Consider the following 20,163-nt stretch of genomic DNA (forward strand, 5'->3'; position numbering starts at 1 on the left):
CACTGCTAATCACTGTAAAACTGTAAATAGGAAAGGCCCTTTCGGGCCTTTTTTATTTGTATAATTCTTTCCCCTGATCATAATACTTGTCTCCCTTAACCCAAAAAGGTGCCTTCTTCGAGTTTCCAATCAGACGGCATGCGTACACGTAGCTGCGGAAGAATTTTTCCAGATATGCATAATCCACCGTATTTGGATTATCACCAGCCTGATGATAATATTTCGTGATCTCATCATCAAAGGCGGTAAAGCCCATGCTGAATGTTGGTGCCGGAATTCCTTTTGCAGCAAAGCGAACATTGTCCGAACGGTCAAACAAGCCTTGCTCTGGGGCTGGGTCTTCAATTGCCTCAAGCCCAAACGTTTTGCATGCTTCAACTATCATTTCTTCAGCGGTTGTTCTGGTCAATCCTATGATTGTTGCTTTAGACGTGTCATTGTATCCGCCGTTATCCGAATTGAAGCAGTAAACCATTTTTTCAAGAGGTATCGGGGTATTGTCCACAAATGCTTTGCTCCCTAGCAGACCTTTTTCCTCACCTGTAAATAAGACAAACAATGCTGATCGTTTAGTAGGATTTTCTGCGATACTCTTTGCTGCGGACAAAACTGTGACAGTTCCCACGGCATTGTCTCGGGATCCATTATAAATGCTGTCACCTGATGCGTCTGCTTTTCCAATACCCACATGATCGTAGTGCGCAGAATAAACAACCACCTCTTCCTTCAACTTATTATCAGACCCTTGTACATATCCTACCACATTTTGGGAGTTGAACTTTATGACATTCGCTCCTGAAATTGAAAGGGAAGCATTGGTCTCCTTTTCGTCAAAATCCTGCGATGAACGATTCATCCAAAGGTGTGTCAACTGACCTTCCTCCTTACCTTCATCCAATACAACCTGATCCCCGGAAAAATACCTTACTAGAAAATTCCAGGGGAGTTGAGGAGAATTGTACAGTTCCACTAATGCAACTGCCCCAAGGCCTGCTGCCATCTTTCTCTTTTGTTCAGACTGGCCAAACCATTGTTGTGGGTTTTCACTTTCCCCATCCCCACATAAAGCCACTACAATTTTGCCTTTGACATCCTTTTCGTTCAGGTCACTTTCCGAACCATAGTTCACAAAAACGAATTGTGCATTAGTGATTTCGGTATTATCCCCTTCCAGCATAATGAAGTCGTCACTCAGCTTATATTCTGACGAACCCAATACAAGTTTGCCCACACTGGGTGGGCTTACTTTCTTCATTGGGACTTGTTGAAAATAGCTATCCATTCCAGGGGCTATTTCAACACCATATTCCATAAAGCGACTCTCGATGTATTTCGCTGCTATCTTCAGTCCTTCTGATGGAGTATCTCTTCCCTTCAACTCATCGGATGCAATAAATCCAATGTGACTTTTGATAATGGCCTGATTTACAGCTTTCTCAGCAAGTTCCTTATCCGTCTGGCTGAAGGCTGTAGCGGAACAAAATCCAATTAATGTCAGAGCTAGTAGTTTTTTCATTTGTGATATTTGATAGGGTTCCAAAAAAGAATCTGCATTATAACGAAAAAAGGCCACCCATAAGAGTGACCCATTCATTTATAACCGAAGTTTTGTTAGTTCAGCAGCTCATAGATTCCGGCAACTCCCTGTCCACCACCAACACATGCCGTCACCATTCCATACTTGCCTTTTCGTCTGCGCATCTCATTGAAGAGAGAAATGGAAAGCTTCGCTCCTGTGCATCCCAGCGGGTGGCCCAGTGCAATCGCACCACCATTCACGTTCAGCTTGGAGGTGTCTAAATCCAAACCTCTAATCACTCCAAGAGATTGAGCCGCGAAAGCTTCATTCAATTCAATGAGATCCAGATCATCTTGTTTCAAGCCTGCCTGCTTCAATGCCTTTGGCACAGCCTCCACCGGACCGATTCCCATAATCCGTGGATCAACTCCTGCTGCAGTGTAGCTGATCATCTGTGCGATTGGTTCCAGATTGTACTCCTTCACCATCTTTTCACTCATGACCATCACAAATGCTGCACCATCCGAAGTGGGCGAAGAATTTCCTGCTGTTACCTGACCTCCATTTTTAAAGGCTGGTCTCAAACTTTCAAGTCCTTCCATGGTCGTATCCTCTCTTACACACTCATCTGTGTCCACTACAAATTCCTTTTTGTGCCGCTTCCCATCTTCACCCACATAGGTTTCTTCCACAGTTACTGGCACAATTTCGTCTTTAAATTTTCCATCCTTAATTGCCTTGGCTGCTTTTTGATGAGACTCCAGTGCAAACTGGTTAGAATCTTCAGCTGATATGTTGAAGTCTTTCGCCACTTCTTCGGCTGTAAGTCCCATATTAAGATAATATTCTGGATGTTTTTCTGCGATCTTCCAGTTCAAAGCTGCCTTATAACCCATCATAGGTACCAAAGACATGGACTCTGTTCCTCCCGCAATGATGCAGTCTGCCGTGCCGGAGTGAATTCTTGCGCAAGCAAGGTGAATTGCTTCCAAACCGGAACCACAATACCTGTTGATGATCATGCCCGGCACAGAAATCGGTAGGGAAAGAAGGGAGATGTATCTTCCCATTTGTAATCCTTGCTCAGCCTCCGGTATCGCATTACCCACGATTAAGTCATCTACCCGGGTGGCGTCAAAATCCTTGATCGAACCAACAAGATGCTTAATCACATCTGCGGCTAAATCATCCGGACGGTAAAAACGGAAGCCGCCTTTCTTTGCTCTTCCGACCGCCGATCTATATCCTGCTACTATATACGCATTCATGTTATTTTCAATTTTTAATTGTCAATTAGTAATTATCAATTGCGAAGCGGTTTTCCTTTGAACAATATGCTCTGAATTCGCTCCAGCGTTTTCGGTTCTCCGCAAAGACTTAGGAACGCTTCACGCTCCAGGTCAAGCAGGTATTGTTCTGACACTTCGGTTGGGGCAGATAAATCCCCACCCGCCATGATCCAGGCGAGCTTCTGACCAATTTTCTGATCGTGCTCAGAAATGTAGCTTCCATATTTCATTCCGCTGATTCCTGCATGGAACATTGCCAGCGCAGCTTTTCCTTGCACTTTGATGTTGTCTCTGGGAACAGGTTGTGTATATCCGGCATCCGATAGCGCTATTACTTTTTCCTTTGCATCGGTAAGCAGGCGTTTTCTGTTGAGCGTGACTTCATCGCCTCCACGTAAAATATGCATACCCCTTGCTTCTTCTGCTGAAGTTGCAACTTTCGCAGTAGCGATGTTCATGAAGTATTCCTGAAGAGTGTTTAGCTCTGGATCTCCCGGAGTGAAATCATCTGCCGCACGAAGCGTCATTTCCTTTGTGCCTCCTCCACCAGGGATGAGGCCAACACCAACTTCAACCAAGCCAACATAAGATTCCGCATGAGCCTGAATCGCATCACAGTGCAAAGAAAGTTCGCAACCTCCTCCGAGAACCAATCCTGAAGTGGCAGCCACAACCGGCACGCTTGAAAAGCGCGCTTTGGTCATTGTATTCTGGAACGTGCGGATCATGAGGTCAATCTCATCAAACTCCTGATCAACTGCATACATGAATAGCATTGCGAGGTTTGCTCCGGCGGAGAAGTTCTGACCTTCGTTTCCGATTACGACACCCCGGTAATTTTTTTCCGCCATGGTGATGGCGGTGTTGATCCCTTCGATTACATCCGCATCAACTGAATTCATCTTGGTATGGAATTCAAGGTTCAGCACACCATCGCCAATATCGTAGATGGTTGCCCCTGGTTTCTCCCACACCACATTGTTTTGTTTGAATGCATCCAGGAATACCAGTCCTTCTGTTCCAGGAATCACTTTATATGATTTTGACGGAATGTCGTAGTAGTGCTTCTTACCATTTTCAAACTTGTAGAAGCTCTTGTTGCCTGCGGCTAGCATTTCGCCTACCCATTTTGCCGGCTCCATGCCAGCTTCCTTCATATTGGCTGCAGTTTCTTCTACTCCCAGTACATCCCAGGATTCAAACGGTCCAAGCTCCCATGCAAAACCTGCGGCTACTGCCTGGTCTATCCGGTAAAGCTCGTCCGCGATTTCAGGGATTCGGTTGGAGCAGTATCTGAACAGGTCGTAGAAGGTCTTTCTATAAAATTCCCCAGCCTTTCCTCCATCTTTAACCAGGACTGGAAGTCGCTCTCGCACATCCTCCATGTTTTTGGTTTTGTCCATCACATCGAATTTGGCCTTTGATTTCTCTTCGTATTCGAAGGTTTGAAGGTTCAATTCCAGAATCTCCGATCTGCCGTCTTTCTTGACTTTTTTGTAAAAGCCCTGTCCGGTTTTATCTCCCAGCCATTTTTCATCGGATAGTTTTTGAACTACGCGAGGGAGTTTGAATTTATCTCTTGACTCATCCTTTTCAAGTGCTGCGTAGAGGTTGTTGGAAACATTCACCAACGTGTCCAGACCTACCACATCAGAAGTTCTGAATGTTGCTGACTTAGCGTGACCGATTACCGGGCCGGTTAGTTTATCCACCTCATTGACAGTGAGTCCCAACTCATCCACCACATGCATGGTAGACATCATGCCGTAAACACCAATTCGGTTTGCGATAAATGCCGGAGTGTCCTTACAAAGCACAGTTTCTTTTCCCAGATAGAGATCTCCGTACTTCATGAAGAAGTCCACAATCTCCGGATCTGTTTTTGGGGTTGGGATAATTTCCAGTAGTCTCAGGTATCTCGGTGGGTTGAAAAAGTGTGTACCGCAGAAGTGTTTCTGGAAATCCTCACTTCGGCCATCAAGCATCAGGTGAATTGGAATTCCTGAAGTATTTGATGTGATAAGTGTTCCGGGTTTTCTTTCCTTCTCCACTTTTTCGAATAACGATTTCTTGATATCCAGATTTTCTACCACCACTTCAATGATCCAATCCACATCCTTTATTCTGGACATGTCATCATCAAAATTTCCGGTCTCAATCAACCTGGCTCTTGACTTATCGTAGAGTGGAGATGGGTTGGATTTGATCGCCGTTTGAAGGGCATCATTCACCAGTCTGTTTCTTGCTGCCGGCTTATCCTTGTCTTTATCTGAAAGATCTCTGGGAACGATATCCAGCAAAATCACCTCCACGCCAATGTTGGCGAAGTGACAGGCAATTCGTGATCCCATGATGCCGGATCCCAGTACTGCTACTTTCTTAATGGTTCGTTTCATTTACTTGTGTGTATTTTATTTCGATTAATGATTCTGAACTAGTCCACTGTCTGCAAATTCGATTTGAATTTGCTCAGCTACTTTATTGAACAACGATTGGTCGTTAACAATTGCACTGATCTCCTGAAGTACTGTGAAAAAATTGTTAAGTCTGTCGGTTTCAATTAATGTTCTCACTTTAGCATTGAACTCCCGCACAGCACGTCGTGAGAGTTCACGTTTTTCCCGGCCGATTTCGGAAAGGAAAATCCTCACGGATCTTCCATCCTTAGGATCCTTCTCCCGATAGACCCAACCTTTTTCTTCCATAGCTTTCAGCATACGGGTCAAACTTCTTGATTCCATTCCAAGAAGGGGAGCAATCTTTGTTGCGGGTGTTCCGTTTTCAACGTCTATATTTAAAAGCACAAAACCCGTAGATGCGGTGATGTCATACTCTGACCCAAACTGATTGTACATTCGGGAGATGCTGTGCCACAGTCCCTTTATATTGTAATCGACCGTTTCTTCTCTTTTCATGGTAGTGCTGTATCCTTCAAATATAGTAAAATTTGTTATGCATGCATACTATTTTCTCCTCATGTGTTTTCTAGTAGATTTGAGATATGAGCGAAATTGAAATCCCTAAAGACTTTTATTCATTTGAGACAAATCAGCCTTTCGAGCGGTGCATTGAATGTGATAAGTATTTACTGGATGACGAGACTGAGTACATTATCGAAAAGGCAGTGAAAAACTACGAGGGATACGCGGCGAAAGACGTGGTTTTCGATTATGCGATTTGCATGGACTGTGCGGAGCGTATGCGAAAGGAAATATCAAAGGAATCATGGCAAAACATGATGCGGTATTTTCAGGATAATATGAACATGGAGCGACGAATGAGAATGCAAAGCCTGCCCAGCGAAGAGGGACTAAAGACATGCATGATCAAGGATACCCCGATGGACGATTGCAGGGAATATCAGATTTATGCTCACTGCAAGGGAGGACGGCTAAACATGGACAATCCTCCTTACATGATTTCCGGTGAGGTGATGGAAGAGCTACTTCCCCTACTTTCCGACAAAACCATCGACGAAATGAATGGGTTTTTGAACAAGCATTTTTCACCAGATCCTTCGCTGATGGAGCCCACTCCTCCGAGAATCGTTCTAGTCTAAGCCTCCAATGCCTGCCTGATATCCCAAATCAAATCTTCTGCATTTTCTACCCCAACGGATAGGCGAACTAGGTTATCAGAAATGCCATATTTTCTACGGTCCTCCGGATCCACCCCTGCATGGGTCATGGATGCCGGGTGCTGGGCAAGGGATTCTGTACTTCCCAAGCTTACTGCAAGTTTGATCAGCTTAAGGTTGTTCAAAAATTTGAATGCTTCTTTTTCCCCTCCTTGCAAGATGATAGACAGCATCGCGCCTGCCGATGAATATTGTTTTTCAAAAATCGCATAGTCACGAGTGCCCGGCTTCAATGCGCCCAAATAATGAATGGTCTTCACTTTCGGGTGGTCTTTGATTCCTTCGTAGACGAGTGCCGCGTTCCTAGCCTGCTGCTCCATTCTCACCTTGAGTGTTTCCAAGCTGCGAAGCAACAGCCAGCCAGTCCATGGTCCCGCCATATTTCCGAGGAAAGTTCGCATTTCTTTTACCTGGGCGATCAATTCCTTACTGCCCAGACATGCTCCCGCAATCACATCGCTATGCCCACCGATATATTTTGTGGCAGAGTAAAGCACCAAATCCGCTCCGTGCTTTAACGGATGCTGCCAAAGTGGACCCATGTAGGTATTGTCCACCGCTACAATTGGTCGTTCCTCTTTTTGAAATTTATCCGCCAGCGATCGACACATTTCCAGATCGATTAACTGATTCGTAGGATTTGCCGGTGTTTCCACATAGATCATTTTCACGCGATCGGCATGACCACTTTCGTTAATCAGCTTTTCAATTTCCTCTTCGCTGTGGTGCGGATCGAACCCGAGAATGTTGATGCCAAATTTTGGAAGGACGTGCTTGATGAAATGATCTGTGCCACCATAGATAGGGTTGCTATGAACCAACAAATCACCGGGCTCCAAAAACCTCAACAGGGCTGTGGTGATTGCCCCCATTCCACTTTCGAAAACCGCAGCATCTTCCGCATTGTCCCAGAGGGTAAGCCTGTTTTCAAGAATTTCAAGATCCGGATTGTTTAGTCGGCTGTAAATCAGGCCGAGCTCCTCCCCTTCATCTTTTTCCCTAAGTCCGTAGGCCTGCTCAAAAAAAGCTTTTCCATGCTCTGCACTTCGAAAAACGAAAGTTGATGTTTGAAAAATTGGTGGTTTGATGGCTCCTTCCGATAATTCTGGCTTGAAACCATATGACATCATTAAACTTTCCGGACTTAGCTTTTTCATGGCATGATTATTTTAATTCGAATTTGCATGAATTATCTATGATTTGAAATAGATATAGAAAAATCAACCATAATAGTTAATAATAGGGGATATTTTTTCTTATTTGGTGTTGAAAAGAAGGTAAAAACAGAAAGGCATGGATCATTTGGACAAAAAGCTCATTTCATTACTGCAGAAAAACGGCAAGCTTACCATGAAAGAGCTTAGTGCCGAGCTTGGGTTGAGCATCACTCCGATTTACGAAAGGGTAAAAAGGTTGGAGAGAAAAGGAATCATTGCCGGATATCAGGCTTCCATTGATCCGAAGAAGGCTGGGTTTGGTTTTGAAGTGTTTTCGTCCGTGACACTCGAGTCACATAAGGCTGAGTTTCTGCGAGAATTTGAAACGGATATTTCAAAATTTCCAGAGGTCATGGAGTGCTATCACATGGCCGGGTCGTTTGATTTTTTACTCAAAGTACTGGTGAAAGACATGGACGGGTATGCCGAGTTTGTCAATAAGAAATTGGCGAAACTCGATAACATCCGATTGGTGCAAAGCATGATGGTATTGAAAAAAGTGAAGCAAACGCATCTGCTTCCCTTAATTGATGAAGTCCCCTCTTAGTTGGCGGAATCTTTTTCTGGCTTCCGCAGCGTACATACTTCCAGGGTACTTGATGAGAAATTGTTGATACAATGCTTTTGCTTGCTCGACATCTTTGAGCTGTTGTTCAAAAATCTCTGCCTTCTTAAAAGCTGCATCATCTGCCAGGATATCATAGGCATAAGAAGTCAAAATTTTGTCGAGATAACCGATGGCACTATCCGTATTTCCTGCTTCTAATTCCAGTTTTGATTTGAGCCAGTAGACTTCATCTGTGATGGAGTGATGAACATATTTCTCCAGCATATTAGAAAGTCGCTGATTGGCTTGTGCCTTCTTGTTTTGAAAAATGAGCAATTCAATATTGGCAAATTCCTGCATCACTGCATCTGTTGTGTCAAGAGCGGTATTATCTGTTATCAACATACCAAGCGAAATCGCATCGTTTGAAATTTCGCGGGTGGTGTTCTTTTTCAGGATATCCAAGTGGCCTTTTGCCAGGGCAAAGTTTCCGGTAAAGTAGTGAAGTCTGGCGTTTCTGAGTTTCGCATCGTATCCGAGCGGATGGCTTTTATGGGCCTTTTCCACCTGAGAGTAAAGAAGGGTTGCTTCCCAAGGCTCACCTTTTAGCAGGTAAATATCTCCAAGGTCGAGCTTGCTTTGAGAAATTAATTGCGCCCCCGCCCGGGGATTGTTCACCAGGTCAATTAGCAATCGTGCCGCTATATCTATTTGATCCAGGTAAAAAGCATGAAGCAGTGCTTTGCTTCTGAGAGCATCAAAGGAAGTTTGTGACGGGTAAAGCTCCGTATATAAAAGTTGATACTGACCGGCCAGCTCCTGAATATCTGCCTGATTGATGGGATAGGTGTTCTTGATTTTTTGTTCTTTAGATTCCATCCAGTACTTTCTGGCATATTGGTAGTTTCGAGAATCCCCGTATTGTTTTGTTACGTATTCAAAAATTTCTTCAGCATCTTCATATGCTTTATTTTCCAGGGCAATCTGGCCGATATCCATGCAACGATCACCGGGCTGATCATTTCGCTTATCAATGGCTCGTGCCTGAACAAAAGCCCCATAGAAGTTTTTTCGTTGTAATTCGACCCAAAGGAGAAGCTCAGCAAATTTTGTGTCTTCTGGATCTTCCTGCATTTTTTTAATGAGGGTTGCTTCCAATTCATCCAGATCTTCGTCTTCCTGAATGAAGCTTTGCAGGAGGTTTTTGATGTAGCTCAGTCGGTTTGGACTTTCGGATGCATAATTGAGATACTCTTCGATCATTGCCGATTTGTTGTTGATCATGCGATAAAGAGATGCAAGCTCGAGCGCATGAACGGTAGGATTGCCTCGGGCTTCTCTGGAATCCTTGAAAAACTGTATTGATTCGTTGTAGAGCTGTTCATTAGCAAAATACTGAGCCAGAATTCCAAGGTGAAAGGGATTCGCTTTAGATTCCTTCCGGAGATTCTTCATATAGTTTTCAAGTTTGTCCAGATCGCCTGCCTCACTATAGACTGCTGCCAAACTTGCCTGAAACTGTAGATTGGATGGAAATTTCCTGATCGCACTTTCCAAGAATTTTTCTGCACCATGATAATTGGCGGTGGATTTGAGAAGAGTCAAATAATTGTTGGAAATAAGCTGGATGTTATATGGATTTTCAGCGAGCTCCTCATAAAGGAGTTTTGCCTTTTCCAGATCACCTTGCTGATAGTATTCATTGGCGAGCTGAATCTGATCGTGGCTTTGAGCTATGATCAAATGAAGTGGAAAAAATATGTGCAGTAAAATCTTTCGGCTCATGTGTGGGGTAATTCACATATATACATACCTAATAATTAAATATAAAGTTTAAATAAATTCTATTCTTATTATTAGGGCTGTGGATACGTGGATAAGAAATTGATTTAGTTTTTGGAAAATAGAATTGTTTATAAAGATTGAAGTTAGAAGAATTGAATTGACAGGATATAAACATCTAAGTATCTGTAATTAAATAGATTACGTGTATTGTGGATATCTAGGTAATTGTTTTATGTGAAGAGATTGACAACTTTTTCTCTGAGATAAATTGTCGATAAGTTGGATGTTTTTATGGTTAATTGGAGTGCGATAGTTGAACCGATGAATAAGCGACTGGTTCGATAGAATTATCCACGCCTATGTTACTATTTATACACACGTTTAGAAGGTTATACTCAGGTCAATTTTCCAGTTTTCTCTAACTGAAATTTCACCAGGATGGAGATAGACTTCTTCTGGTTCATCATTTTTTAGCAAGTTTCCATAGGTCCATTTTCCATCATTATTGGTGTCTATCAATACTCTGATTTTATAGTTGCCTGGCTTTACCGTTGCGAAGCTAACGTTTGTTTGATCTTTGGATTGATAAGCAACTTTTTTATCGCTAGATAGTAGCTGGATGATGAAGCTTGGTTTGTTTGTATTTGCTGTTATGTTAAGAACACCTTTCGGACTTTCTTTTGGTTCTTGGATTGACAATGATTTGATCTGGGATGTATCATTTTCAATGGATATGAATGCACCCTTTTCCAGAATGAGTTCTAGTTTTCGTTGAGCACTTTTGTTAGTCTGGATTGAGGATGTACTATCTGTTTTGGTAGTATCTTTCGGTATGCTTCTTTCTACTTGAGCAATGAGGGAATCAGCAATGAAATGAATCTGAGCGGTTAAATCAGTTTTGTTGAAATTCCATTGATAGGAGAATTTTGGGTTTGATGAGAATATGCTATCTGCCTTGATCAGGATTTTGGTTGTGTCGATTTCAAGGACGGGTTTGTTAAAGGAGATTAAAAGTTTGGGATTGTCAATGAGCGCTATGGTTGACGGATCTGTAGAAAGGGAGAATCCTGACGGCTTTCTGTTTGATTCAAAGAAAACAATTTTGACAGTATCTATAATTTCATTGCCAAGGCTATCTGATGCTTGAATGATGGAAGTAATACTATCTGAGTAGTTAATGCTTTCTGATTTATATATCCTGATTATGTCATTGTTTTCTCCTATTATGTTGTGACTTAGCTCAGCTGGTTGAATACTATAAGAATCTACCATCTTGTTGAATTTGGCTTCAACATATCTCCCTGCCGGACGTGCATTGATGAGTTGGATTGGTTTGACATTTTGCAATATGCATTTTAGTGGCTTTAATGAGATAGCCGAATCCAGCAGAATAGATTCTTCTAAGAAGCCATGAGATTCTGTTCCTGGGTCAAGTAATAAATTGTTGTTATCATCATTAAATGCTAAAATTTTGTATATACCTGTTTTAAGGTAGTTCATTCTAAATATTCCTGAATCATTAGCGGTGGTAAAGTACATGGGAGTCTGAGTGAAGTAGTCCAGTGTATCTGTGTTTGGATAAAGGCCTACAGTATGGCCTTTGCCTGGCTCCTTGGTCAGTAGTTCTTCCACTGTTCCTTTCACAGACATGCTATCAATATAGTCTCCTGTACTAAATGCTAATGAGAGATTTACAGCAGGATTTTTTTCAGTGATATCTGTGAGTCCATCTGCAAAGTTGAAATTGTATGTTGTAGAATCTTTTAGTGGGCTTTCGAGCTTTATGATTAGCTTATTTCTCTTGACGATTGACTTGTACTTGAGGTCCGTTTTGGGAGTGATGATAAGTTTTTGTTTAAGCTTGTCTGCATTGACGAATTCTGAGAATTGTAGTTCGATCACCTCTCCATTAAAATTGGTTGTGCCATTGACTGGAGACTCATATGTTAGCGTTGGGGGAATGGTGTCTTTAGGACCGCCGGTAGGTCTTCCGGGATTGGCGCATTGATGAAACGATAAGTCAATGCAAAGAATAAAGATGGTAAGATAGAGGAGTCGTTTCATTTTCTGAGAATATAGATCAGACTGGAGTATTGTTTAGACTGCCGTGCTTTTTTGTTTGATAGGAATCCGTTTTTGAAGGCACGAATAATGTTTCCTCCGTTTTTATATTTTTCGCTTAGCATAGATACATAATAGGAATCAAACTTCATGGGAAGCACATCTATGATACTCATCTTAAATTCTCTGGCGAATGCTTCCATAGATCGTATATCAAAATGATACAAATGTCTTGGTACATCATATCCCGCCCAGTATTCTTTGTAATGCTGAGCATCAAATGATTTGTAGTTCGGTAGGGCAAGTATCATATGACCCCCCTTTTTCAACTTCTTTCTCAGCGTGGTGATGGTCTCTCGTAATTTGGAAACATGCTCGATCACATGCCAGGCTGTGATAAGATTCAGTTCTTCTGGCGAATTGTCAAGAGAATCTATGAGAGCGTTGGGGTTCTTTTTTATCGCAATAGATCTAGCCATATCATCGGGTTCATATCCAAAAGCTTGCCACTTGTTTTTTCTTGAGGCATTTAGAAAATCCCCGGTACCACAGCCATAGTCGAGCAGCGTCCCTTTTGTTTCATTGTATCGTGATAGAAGTTTTACTTTTCTCTTCAGGGTATAAAGTCTTACCAGCTTGTAGACAATATTTATTAGTGAGTTCCCTTTGTCCGTGTGGGAAATGTATTGATCGCTTTGATAATACTTGTTTAGCTGTTCTTTGACCGGCCGTGGATTGGTGAATATGAGGGTGCACTTTCTGCATATGACCAACGCAAAACTTTCTCCGGAAACGGAGTGGTCATTACAAATCATGAAGTTGTCAAACTGCGTGTGTTTGCAGATAGGACAATTATCAAGCCTTTCGTACATTATCTACCTAAATAAACCATTAAAACTGATACATCAGATGGAGATACGCCACTTATTCGGGAGGCCTGTCCAAGTGTTTCGGGTCTAATTTTTAGCAATTTTTCCCGAGCCTCTGCTGAAAGTGATATTAGTTTGTTGTAATCAAATGACTTGTTGATTTTTAGGTTCTCCAGATTAGTCATTTTTTCGGAGTTTTGTTGCTCCCTTTCGATGTAGGTTTCGTACTTGATTTGAATCTCTGTTTGCTCGATAACCTCTGGCGAGAATTCGTTTAATGCCTTTTCAATTTCCCCGGAGAATAATTTAAAATCATAAATAGAGATTTCGGGTCTTTTCAGAATGGTGGAAAGCGATGAACGATCCTTAATTGGAGCGGAAGATAATGCGGCAAGCTTGTCTTCTGCTTCGTTTGGTTTGAACTGAATATCGTGTAGGAGTTTTTTGAGTTTTTCCGTTTCGTTCCTTTTAGCCCGCATCTGAGAAAGTCTGTCATCTTTGGCCAGACCAATATTGTGACTCAGTTCAGTAAGTCTAAGGTCAGCATTATCCTGTCGGAGTAGCAGACGAAATTCAGCGCGTGAGGTGAACATTCTGTAAGGTTCTTCAGTCCCTTTATTGATAAGGTCATCTATTAAAACGCCGATGTAGGCTTCATTTCTTTTAAGAATGAAAGCTTCCTCTTCCTTGTTTTTTAGATGCGCATTGATGCCAGCCATTAGACCTTGACAAGCAGCTTCTTCATATCCTGTGGTTCCATTGATCTGTCCCGCGAAGTAGAGGTTTTCAATCAGTTTGGTTTCAAGTGTATTGGATAATTGTGTTGGTGGGAAGAAGTCGTACTCTATGGCATAGCCTGGCCTAAACATTTTTACTTGTTCAAAACCCGGTACTTTTTTCAAAGCTTTGTATTGTACATCTTCCGGAAGAGAAGTAGAAAATCCATTTACGTAGATCTCTACAGTATTCCACCCTTCCGGCTCTACGAAAATCTGATGTCTGTCCCTTTCTGCGAATCGATTGATTTTATCCTCGATGGAGGGGCAATACCTTGGCCCTAATCCCTGAATCCTTCCTGTGAACATAGGAGATTGCTCAAAGCCCGTCTGAAGAATTTCATGAACTTCAGGATTGGTGTAGGTTATATGACAACTTCTTTGGTGAGTCAGAGGTCTGGATGACTCCAGATAGGAAAATTTACCGGGTATTTCGTCTCCCTCCTGCTCTTCCATTTTTGTGTAATCAAGTGATCTTCCGTCAACTCTGGGGGGAGTCCCGGTCTTCATCCGGCCTGATTCAAAGCCTAATGATACCAGTTGTTCAGTTATTCCCGTGGCGGCTCTTTCTCCTGACCTGCCCCCACCAAACTGTTTTTCACCGATATGGATGAGTCCGTTGAGGAATGTGCCGTTGGTAAGTATTACTGCTTTGGCTTTTATCTCCAAGCCTATTCCGGTTTTTACTCCAATCACCCGGCCATCTTTCACCAGTAGGCCGTTGACCATTTCCTGCCAGAAGTCTAGATTTTGTATGCTTTCAAGAGAAAGCCTCCATTCTTCTGCAAATCTCATCCTGTCAGACTGGGCTCTTGGGCTCCACATGGCAGGTCCCTTTGATCGGTTGAGCATGCGAAATTGGATCATAGATATGTCAGTCACAATACCCGAGTATCCGCCGAGCGCATCAATCTCTCTAATGATTTGACCCTTTGCAATTCCCCCCATGGCGGGATTGCAGGACATATGCGCAATGGTGTTCATATTCATGGTAACCAATAAAACCTTTGATCCCATGTTTGCTGCAGCCGCAGCTGCTTCACACCCCGCATGACCTGCGCCTACTACTATGATATCGTATTCTTGAAGCATATATTGCATGTTTCACGTGGAACCTTAACAAGACCCACTCACCAATGTTTCACGTGGAACTTAAATTTTAAGCAAAGATAAACAGGCGTCTTCTTTTTCTCTCATCGCTTTTTTTTCATCTTTTGACTTGTCGCTATATCCCAGGAGATGGAGAACACCATGGATCATCACTCGGTTCAGCTCATTTTCAAAGCGCTCGTTTTGGTTCACGGCATTTTCTCTCACCCGATCTATACTGATAAAGATGTCAGACTCTATTACTCCTTGTTCGTCAGAGTTGTCAAAAGTGATGATGTCTGTATAATAGTCGTGATCCAGGTGTCGTTGGTTGACTTCCAGCAAATACTCGTCTGAGCAGAATATGTAATTAATTTCTGAAAGGGAGTATTTATGTGAATGAATGATTTCTTTAATCCATTTTGAAATGACACCCTCGTTAGATAAGGAGAAGTCAGTGTGTTCGGCGAAGAACTGAATATTCATCGATTAAGAAAGGTAGAAGCTTAGCTCGGCTACTCTGCCGTCTTTTTTGAATGAAACCTCATCGCAAAGATTTTTCATTAGAAATATGCCACGGCCACCAGGCTTGCTCAGATTTTCTGGAAGAGTGGGGTCTGGAAGATTGCTGAAATCAAATCCACTTCCTTCATCTTCAATCGTGAACCGAATGAGGGATTCTTCCAGAGCCAATTGAAGAAGTACGTTTTTCTTGCTATTAGATTGGTTTCCATGGATGATCGCATTGTTGACAGATTCTGTCACAGCTATCATGATGTTGCCATAAATATCGTCATTGAGCTGGTATTGATCTTTGGCATTATCAATGAAGCTTTCAACAATCCTGATATTTTCAGGAAGTGATGGAATTTGTATTTGAATGGTATCAATCATTCTCTTCTTCTGAACTTAAGCGCCTAAAATAGTCGTTTACTTCTTTTTTATAAAATGGATTTAATTCTAAAGGAATTGTTTTTAGTAATTCAATCTCCTTTTTCTTGAGTTCCAGATATTTTTCAAAGCCGGGAGGTATTTCTCTTGAGATCACACTCGGCCTGTCGGCTTCCCGCTCCTCGTCCATTTCCTGATTTCGTTGGGCTTTTTCTGCCTCCAGCATCCGCGTCATGATTTGCTTTTGGCGATTGATTAACTGCTGGCTGAGTCTTTTGTTTACCAAATCCGTCTCATTTTGCTCCATCATGTCAATGGCACGTTTCATTTCATCTCCTCCGAGTCCGCCTCCAGGTTTGCCATCCTGAGCTTCTTTCAGCATCTCCATTTGTCTGCGAATCATTTCCTGCTCTGCAGCGAGCCTTGCCAGCTCTTCAGAAAGTTCTCTTCCAGATTTTCCCGAACCTTTCAGTTCATTGATCTTTTCACCCAGTTGATTCTGAAGTTCTTGTAAATCGGGCAGTCCCTGTGATGGCTTCTTTTGTGGTTTGCCGGAACTACTCATTGACTCTGACATGGCCATTTGCATCTGCTGCATGGTGTCATCGAGCAAAAGTGCAAGGTTGTTAATGGAGGTCATCGCAAATTGCTGGCTGGAAAGTGCCCTGTTTCTGTTGCGGTCTTTCAGAAACTCGATTGCTTCATCAATGTTTTCATTGATCGATCCCACCTCTCTGGTCACATAAGACGAAATCTGAACAACCTTGGAAGCAAGTGAAAGCAGGCTATCCTGAATGACTTTAGCATCATCCTTAAGCTTTAGCTGATTTTGAGAAAGCTCAAGGAAACGCGGATCAGACTGATCTACCTCACGCATTTCCAGCATGATCTCCTCTTGATTGAAGGATAGTTTGACTAGGTTATCCAGTATATCCCTAAGCTGATCAAGGTTGGCCTGCATCATCTCCATTTGCATGCCTCCTTGCATCTTTGTGAGCTTCTGACTTAGATTCTTCATTTTCTGAGCTGCACTTTTCTGCTTTTGCTGCGTGCTCTGCTTAGAATCCTGCTTCTCACCGCTTTGATTTTCCTGATCCACTTGTTGTTCTTTTTCGGTGGATTGAGTGCCAGACTCGCTTTGCTGGTCTTCCTGCATTTGTTCTGAAATTTCCCTAAGCTCCTTGGCGATTTGTCTTTCCTCCAACTCAAAGTCATCCATTGCTTCTGGACGTTTGAGATCCTGATTCATTTCCTGAATCTCATCCATTTTTTTACGAAACTCTTCAAACTCTTCATTGATACCCTCCTGAGTTTCTAAATCACTAGGCTCCTGGGCGGTTTCCTCCTGTCTTTTGCTCAAAGTATCCAGTTTCTGAAGGTTTTGCTCTAGCACACTTTCCATCTTGAGTCGCTTGAAGAGCTCCAGAGCCCTTTCCAATTCTCTTTCCAGGTTTTGTTCACTTTTTTTGAGGTCATTGAGCTGTTGGCTTATTTGATCAGAGGAGGAGTCTTCTTTCATCAATTCTTTGAGTTTTTCGTACAACTCTCGCGTCTCTTCATCCATTAGTTGGTCTAGTAACTCCTGCATTTTTTGGCTCTTCTCTTGCAGCTGGCTACTTTGCTTTTGAAACTGCTGATTGGATTTCATCAACTCATCGTGCTGTTTCTTAAGCTTTTCTATTTCTTCGTTTAGTTTCTCCCGATCCTCAATAACATCATTCAGCAGCTTTTTTTCCTGCCAATCAAACTTTTGTTCAGATTTCAACCGGTTTTCGATTTCTTCCAGTCGATTGGCAATCTCTTCTACTCTCTTTTCTGTATTTCCCAATTGATCCTCTACATTATCTTGCTTTTCAGCAATTAACGCGCTGATTTCATCTTCGCTTGGAGCTTTAAGAATGAATGTTCTTGCTCTGGATTCCTTTGGGCCATTTACTCTGTCATTGTCTCGCACACTCATGTACACTTCCAGGGTCTCTCCTTGACTAAGCTTGAGTGTATCTAGGTTCCAGCTTGCGTAGAAGCTTTGATTTCCCGTTTTGGCATTGATTTCCAATGGAATTTTTGTGAAATCATTCTGTTTGAACTTTCTATAATTGATGTACAGTCCGGAGAATCCATAATCATCGGAAATTGAGCCGGCAAATGTTATGGATTGGTAGGTGATGGAATCGGGAAAATACTGAGCAACAATCTCAGGATATTCGTCTTTGACCACCTGAAGAGAGTAAGCCAACTCGGATTTGTTTTTGCTGAACTGATTGAAAAGATCAATCTGATATCCACCACTCTCAAGAACTCGTTCTTCAATGGCAAAGTTATTTTCACTTATGCGGTTAACGCCCTTTCTCTTACCATTCAGGATGAAATTGGCACTATCTGTAGCCAAGGCATTTACTTCCCAAAGAACGGAAGAACCTTCTAAAAGTGTAAGGTCACCAGTGTTTTCAATGGTTCTTCGTTTACCTCCCGTATAGGCGGGTTCGGTAACTCTTATTAGCATGGAAATAAGATTTGGCCGATCATTGACTACTATTTTGATTGTTTGTGAACTGAAACCAGCTGCTTCTATATAAACTTTTTTGTCTGACTGGATTTTTGGAAACAGATAGCTGATTTCCGCATTTTTTAAGCTCAGCGGTTTTGGGTTTCGATCCCCATCGATCCAAAGCTGGGCCTTTTCAGGGATTTGTTCACCGATAATTTGGACTTTTAGCTCAAAATCTTCGCCCCTAAAGGCAGTTAATTCTGGGTTTTGAATCTTAAACTGAAATGGTGCCTCAGGAACATATTCCTTTTTGAAATTGACAATCCGCTTGGGGCTATCGGTGATCATCGATGGATTGATGAAGGAAACAAGTGTGAATGTCGATATCAGCAAAAGAAGCCCAACGATATACTTCTTAGCTGGCGAGAAGTCAACGGCCTGCACAAATATGAGATGCTTAAAATCAGATGATTTTCTCTCAATGGCTGCTTGAAGAAGTTCGTTTTGATTTTGAGCACCAAGTTGAAGGGTATTCAGAAGCCGGTCTTCAATTTCAGGGAAGTGTCTGGATATTTCACGGGCAGCTTCTTCATCACTCAACCCTTTGTTTAATCGGGCAAGACGCAGTATCGGCCGGGTGAGCAATATGTACCCGGTTGCAATGATGAAGATTAAAAATCCAAAGAAAAGGATAGTTCTGCCTGCCACCCCAAGCCAAAGCTGATGCTCTAATCCGCTTATGCCTAGAAAAATAAGTGAGTTGATAATGAGAAAAATCAAAGCTCCCAGAATCAACTGCCTGGTGTAAAATCGTCTTTTGAATGACTCAAGCTTACTCCTTATTTCATCTAAACCACTCATCGTTCGATAGTTTACGGACAATAACTGTCAAAGGTGCAGTTTACCAACCGATTTCTTCTTTGAAATATTCCAGAATTTGAATTTTTAGCAGCTTTTCCTGTTCAAGGAGGTCAAAACGGGGCAATTTTTTTATAAGTTTCCAGTGTGGCCAACCCTCTTCATCAAGTCCTTCAAGCTGGTAGTATCCAGCTAGTGAAAGCACTTTGCAAATTGCAATATGCATTACGTCTTGCTTTTCTTCCTTCGAAAATGATTTAGCTCCTTTTCCCAACTCTTGAACGCCAATGAGAAAAAGTACGGAATTAAGGTCCGCGGGTCGCTTGCCGGTGACCTCTTTGATTTTGTAAAGAAGCGACACCCAGTCTTTTTGTAGGTCAAGGTCCTTTTTAAAAACCATTATTTATCATAAATTTCGTGCATGTTGCAAGATTTGATAGCACTCATATTTCCTCAAAACTGCATCAACTGTGATCAATCATTAAACTCCGTTGAGAAGTTTTTGTGCACTCCATGCAAAATTGATCTTCCATTTACGAATGATGTGCATAATCCGGATAATGAGCTTTTAAGAAAGTTTTCGTTTGAGCCGAAAGTCAAATCAGCCTCATCCTATCTCTATTTTCATAGAGGAGGAGTGACTCAAAAGCTTCTTCACCATCTAAAATACAAAGGAAAGAAAGATTTGGGCGTTGAGTTGGGAAAATGGTTTGCCCCATCTCTTAGAGAACTTCCGATTGATCTTGTTGTTCCTGTTCCGCTTCACAAGTCGAAGCTCAGAAAACGAACGTTTAATCAAAGTGAGCAAATATCAATAGGAATTTCTGAGGTGTTAAATGCAGAAGTAAAATCGGATTTGGCAAAGAGGATTATCGCAACAGAAACTCAAACAAAGAAGTCTAAAGTACAGCGCTGGACAAACATGGAGAACGTTTATGCTAAAATTAGTGAGGATCTTTCTGGTCAGTCTGCGTTGGTAGTGGATGATGTGATTACTACAGGAGCAACAACTGGTATGCTCTGTCAGCGGCTTGTTGAAGCAAATGTGAAAGAAATCCACATTGTTTCAATTGCGAGGGGTAAATAAAAAAGGCTACCCATTTCTAAGTAGCCTCTGGAAAAATCTGTGAGATTTTA

The 20,163-nt window shown here is 42.1% G+C and carries 16 protein-coding genes; 3 read left to right on the forward strand and 13 right to left on the reverse strand.

Annotation, left to right across the window (positions count from 1 at the left end; genetic code table 11):
* Positions 1 to 52: 52 nt before the first annotated feature.
* From RLN88_RS05635 to RLN88_RS05650, 4 genes are all read right to left on the reverse strand, one after another.
* Complete coding sequence (locus RLN88_RS05635; protein WP_350220401.1) at positions 53 to 1,516, reverse strand: M28 family peptidase; 1,464 nt, start codon at positions 1,514 to 1,516, stop codon at positions 53 to 55.
* Positions 1,517 to 1,611: 95 nt separating this feature from the next.
* Positions 1,612 to 2,787: a thiolase family protein gene (locus RLN88_RS05640; RefSeq protein WP_350220402.1), complete on the reverse strand. Its 1,176-nt coding sequence runs from the start codon at positions 2,785 to 2,787 to the stop codon at positions 1,612 to 1,614.
* A 35-nt stretch (positions 2,788 to 2,822) separates the two neighbouring features.
* A complete protein-coding gene (locus tag RLN88_RS05645) occupies positions 2,823 to 5,204 on the reverse strand; it encodes a 3-hydroxyacyl-CoA dehydrogenase/enoyl-CoA hydratase family protein (RefSeq protein WP_350220403.1) in 2,382 nt (793 codons plus the stop codon).
* 24 nt (positions 5,205 to 5,228) lie between these two features.
* Positions 5,229 to 5,723: a MarR family winged helix-turn-helix transcriptional regulator gene (locus RLN88_RS05650; protein ID WP_350220404.1), complete on the reverse strand. Its 495-nt coding sequence runs from the start codon at positions 5,721 to 5,723 to the stop codon at positions 5,229 to 5,231.
* Positions 5,724 to 5,809: 86 nt separating this feature from the next.
* On the opposite strand from RLN88_RS05650, the gene RLN88_RS05655 reads away from it, so the two are divergent.
* Positions 5,810 to 6,367, forward strand: a complete 558-nt coding sequence (locus RLN88_RS05655) for a hypothetical protein (protein ID WP_350220405.1) — start codon at positions 5,810 to 5,812, stop codon at positions 6,365 to 6,367.
* Here the strand turns inward: RLN88_RS05655 and RLN88_RS05660 are convergent.
* Positions 6,364 to 7,602, reverse strand: a complete 1,239-nt coding sequence (locus RLN88_RS05660; protein ID WP_350220406.1) for a cystathionine gamma-synthase family protein — start codon at positions 7,600 to 7,602, stop codon at positions 6,364 to 6,366. The two genes, RLN88_RS05655 and RLN88_RS05660, sit on opposite strands and share 4 nt — an antisense overlap.
* A 136-nt stretch (positions 7,603 to 7,738) precedes the next feature.
* On the opposite strand from RLN88_RS05660, the gene RLN88_RS05665 reads away from it, so the two are divergent.
* Entirely contained in the window at positions 7,739 to 8,209 is a 471-nt protein-coding gene (locus RLN88_RS05665; RefSeq protein WP_350220407.1) for an Lrp/AsnC family transcriptional regulator, read from the forward strand.
* On the opposite strand, the gene RLN88_RS05670 is transcribed toward RLN88_RS05665, so the two are convergent.
* The 8 genes from RLN88_RS05670 to RLN88_RS05705 all read right to left on the reverse strand — a co-directional run bounded on the left by RLN88_RS05670 (position 8,186) and on the right by RLN88_RS05705 (position 19,426).
* A complete protein-coding gene (locus RLN88_RS05670) occupies positions 8,186 to 9,994 on the reverse strand; it encodes a tetratricopeptide repeat protein (protein WP_350220408.1) in 1,809 nt (602 codons plus the stop codon). The two genes, RLN88_RS05665 and RLN88_RS05670, sit on opposite strands and share 24 nt — an antisense overlap.
* A 381-nt stretch (positions 9,995 to 10,375) precedes the next feature.
* On the reverse strand, positions 10,376 to 12,058 hold the full coding sequence (locus RLN88_RS05675; protein WP_350220409.1) for an Ig-like domain-containing domain: 1,683 nt from the start codon (positions 12,056 to 12,058) through the stop codon (positions 10,376 to 10,378).
* Positions 12,055 to 12,927, reverse strand: a complete 873-nt coding sequence (locus RLN88_RS05680; RefSeq protein WP_350220410.1) for a class I SAM-dependent methyltransferase — start codon at positions 12,925 to 12,927, stop codon at positions 12,055 to 12,057. The genes RLN88_RS05675 and RLN88_RS05680 overlap by 4 nt, the downstream gene beginning before the upstream one ends.
* Complete coding sequence (gene mnmG, locus RLN88_RS05685) at positions 12,927 to 14,792, reverse strand: tRNA uridine-5-carboxymethylaminomethyl(34) synthesis enzyme MnmG (protein ID WP_350220411.1); 1,866 nt, start codon at positions 14,790 to 14,792, stop codon at positions 12,927 to 12,929. The genes RLN88_RS05680 and mnmG overlap by 1 nt, the downstream gene beginning before the upstream one ends.
* 60 nt (positions 14,793 to 14,852) lie before the next feature.
* Positions 14,853 to 15,275 carry an rRNA maturation RNase YbeY gene (gene ybeY, locus RLN88_RS05690; RefSeq protein ID WP_350220412.1) on the reverse strand — a complete coding sequence of 141 codons (423 nt, stop codon included), beginning with the start codon at positions 15,273 to 15,275 and terminating at the stop codon, positions 14,853 to 14,855.
* Between the two features lie 3 nt (positions 15,276 to 15,278).
* Positions 15,279 to 15,680 (reverse strand): ATP-binding protein, encoded by a 402-nt coding sequence (locus RLN88_RS05695; RefSeq protein ID WP_350220524.1) that lies wholly within the window; start codon positions 15,678 to 15,680, stop codon positions 15,279 to 15,281.
* The gene (locus RLN88_RS05700; protein ID WP_350220413.1) at positions 15,676 to 19,029 is read right to left on the reverse strand and encodes a coiled-coil domain-containing protein; all 3,354 of its coding nucleotides are present in this window, start codon (positions 19,027 to 19,029) and stop codon (positions 15,676 to 15,678) included. Before RLN88_RS05700 ends, RLN88_RS05695 begins: the two co-directional genes overlap by 5 nt.
* A gap of 40 nt (positions 19,030 to 19,069) precedes the next feature.
* The gene (locus RLN88_RS05705; RefSeq protein ID WP_350220414.1) at positions 19,070 to 19,426 is read right to left on the reverse strand and encodes a hypothetical protein; all 357 of its coding nucleotides are present in this window, start codon (positions 19,424 to 19,426) and stop codon (positions 19,070 to 19,072) included.
* Between the two features lie 21 nt (positions 19,427 to 19,447).
* On the opposite strand from RLN88_RS05705, the gene RLN88_RS05710 reads away from it, so the two are divergent.
* Positions 19,448 to 20,113, forward strand: a complete 666-nt coding sequence (locus RLN88_RS05710) for a ComF family protein (RefSeq protein ID WP_350220415.1) — start codon at positions 19,448 to 19,450, stop codon at positions 20,111 to 20,113.
* Positions 20,114 to 20,163: the final 50 nt, after the last annotated feature.

The sequence above is a fragment of the Ekhidna sp. genome (genome assembly GCF_040223195.1).
GTDB lineage: Bacteria > Bacteroidota > Bacteroidia > Cytophagales > Cyclobacteriaceae > Ekhidna.

Excerpts from the sequence above, each read along its gene's own strand:
- RLN88_RS05710 (WP_350220415.1), top strand. The coding sequence starts at position 19,448 with ATGTTGCAAGATTTGATAGCACTCATATTTCCTCAAAACTGCATCAAC.
- RLN88_RS05635 (WP_350220401.1), bottom strand. The coding sequence starts at position 1,516 with ATGAAAAAACTACTAGCTCTGACATTAATTGGATTTTGTTCCGCTACA.
- ybeY (WP_350220412.1), bottom strand. The coding sequence starts at position 15,275 with ATGAATATTCAGTTCTTCGCCGAACACACTGACTTCTCCTTATCTAAC.
- mnmG (WP_350220411.1), bottom strand. The coding sequence starts at position 14,792 with ATGCTTCAAGAATACGATATCATAGTAGTAGGCGCAGGTCATGCGGGG.
- RLN88_RS05670 (WP_350220408.1), bottom strand. The coding sequence starts at position 9,994 with ATGAGCCGAAAGATTTTACTGCACATATTTTTTCCACTTCATTTGATC.
- RLN88_RS05640 (WP_350220402.1), bottom strand. The coding sequence starts at position 2,787 with ATGAATGCGTATATAGTAGCAGGATATAGATCGGCGGTCGGAAGAGCA.
- RLN88_RS05665 (WP_350220407.1), top strand. The coding sequence starts at position 7,739 with ATGGATCATTTGGACAAAAAGCTCATTTCATTACTGCAGAAAAACGGC.
- RLN88_RS05645 (WP_350220403.1), bottom strand. The coding sequence starts at position 5,204 with ATGAAACGAACCATTAAGAAAGTAGCAGTACTGGGATCCGGCATCATG.
- RLN88_RS05650 (WP_350220404.1), bottom strand. The coding sequence starts at position 5,723 with ATGAAAAGAGAAGAAACGGTCGATTACAATATAAAGGGACTGTGGCAC.
- RLN88_RS05700 (WP_350220413.1), bottom strand. The coding sequence starts at position 19,029 with ATGAGTGGTTTAGATGAAATAAGGAGTAAGCTTGAGTCATTCAAAAGA.
- RLN88_RS05705 (WP_350220414.1), bottom strand. The coding sequence starts at position 19,426 with ATGGTTTTTAAAAAGGACCTTGACCTACAAAAAGACTGGGTGTCGCTT.
- RLN88_RS05660 (WP_350220406.1), bottom strand. The coding sequence starts at position 7,602 with ATGAAAAAGCTAAGTCCGGAAAGTTTAATGATGTCATATGGTTTCAAG.
- RLN88_RS05680 (WP_350220410.1), bottom strand. The coding sequence starts at position 12,927 with ATGTACGAAAGGCTTGATAATTGTCCTATCTGCAAACACACGCAGTTT.
- RLN88_RS05655 (WP_350220405.1), top strand. The coding sequence starts at position 5,810 with ATGAGCGAAATTGAAATCCCTAAAGACTTTTATTCATTTGAGACAAAT.
- RLN88_RS05675 (WP_350220409.1), bottom strand. The coding sequence starts at position 12,058 with ATGAAACGACTCCTCTATCTTACCATCTTTATTCTTTGCATTGACTTA.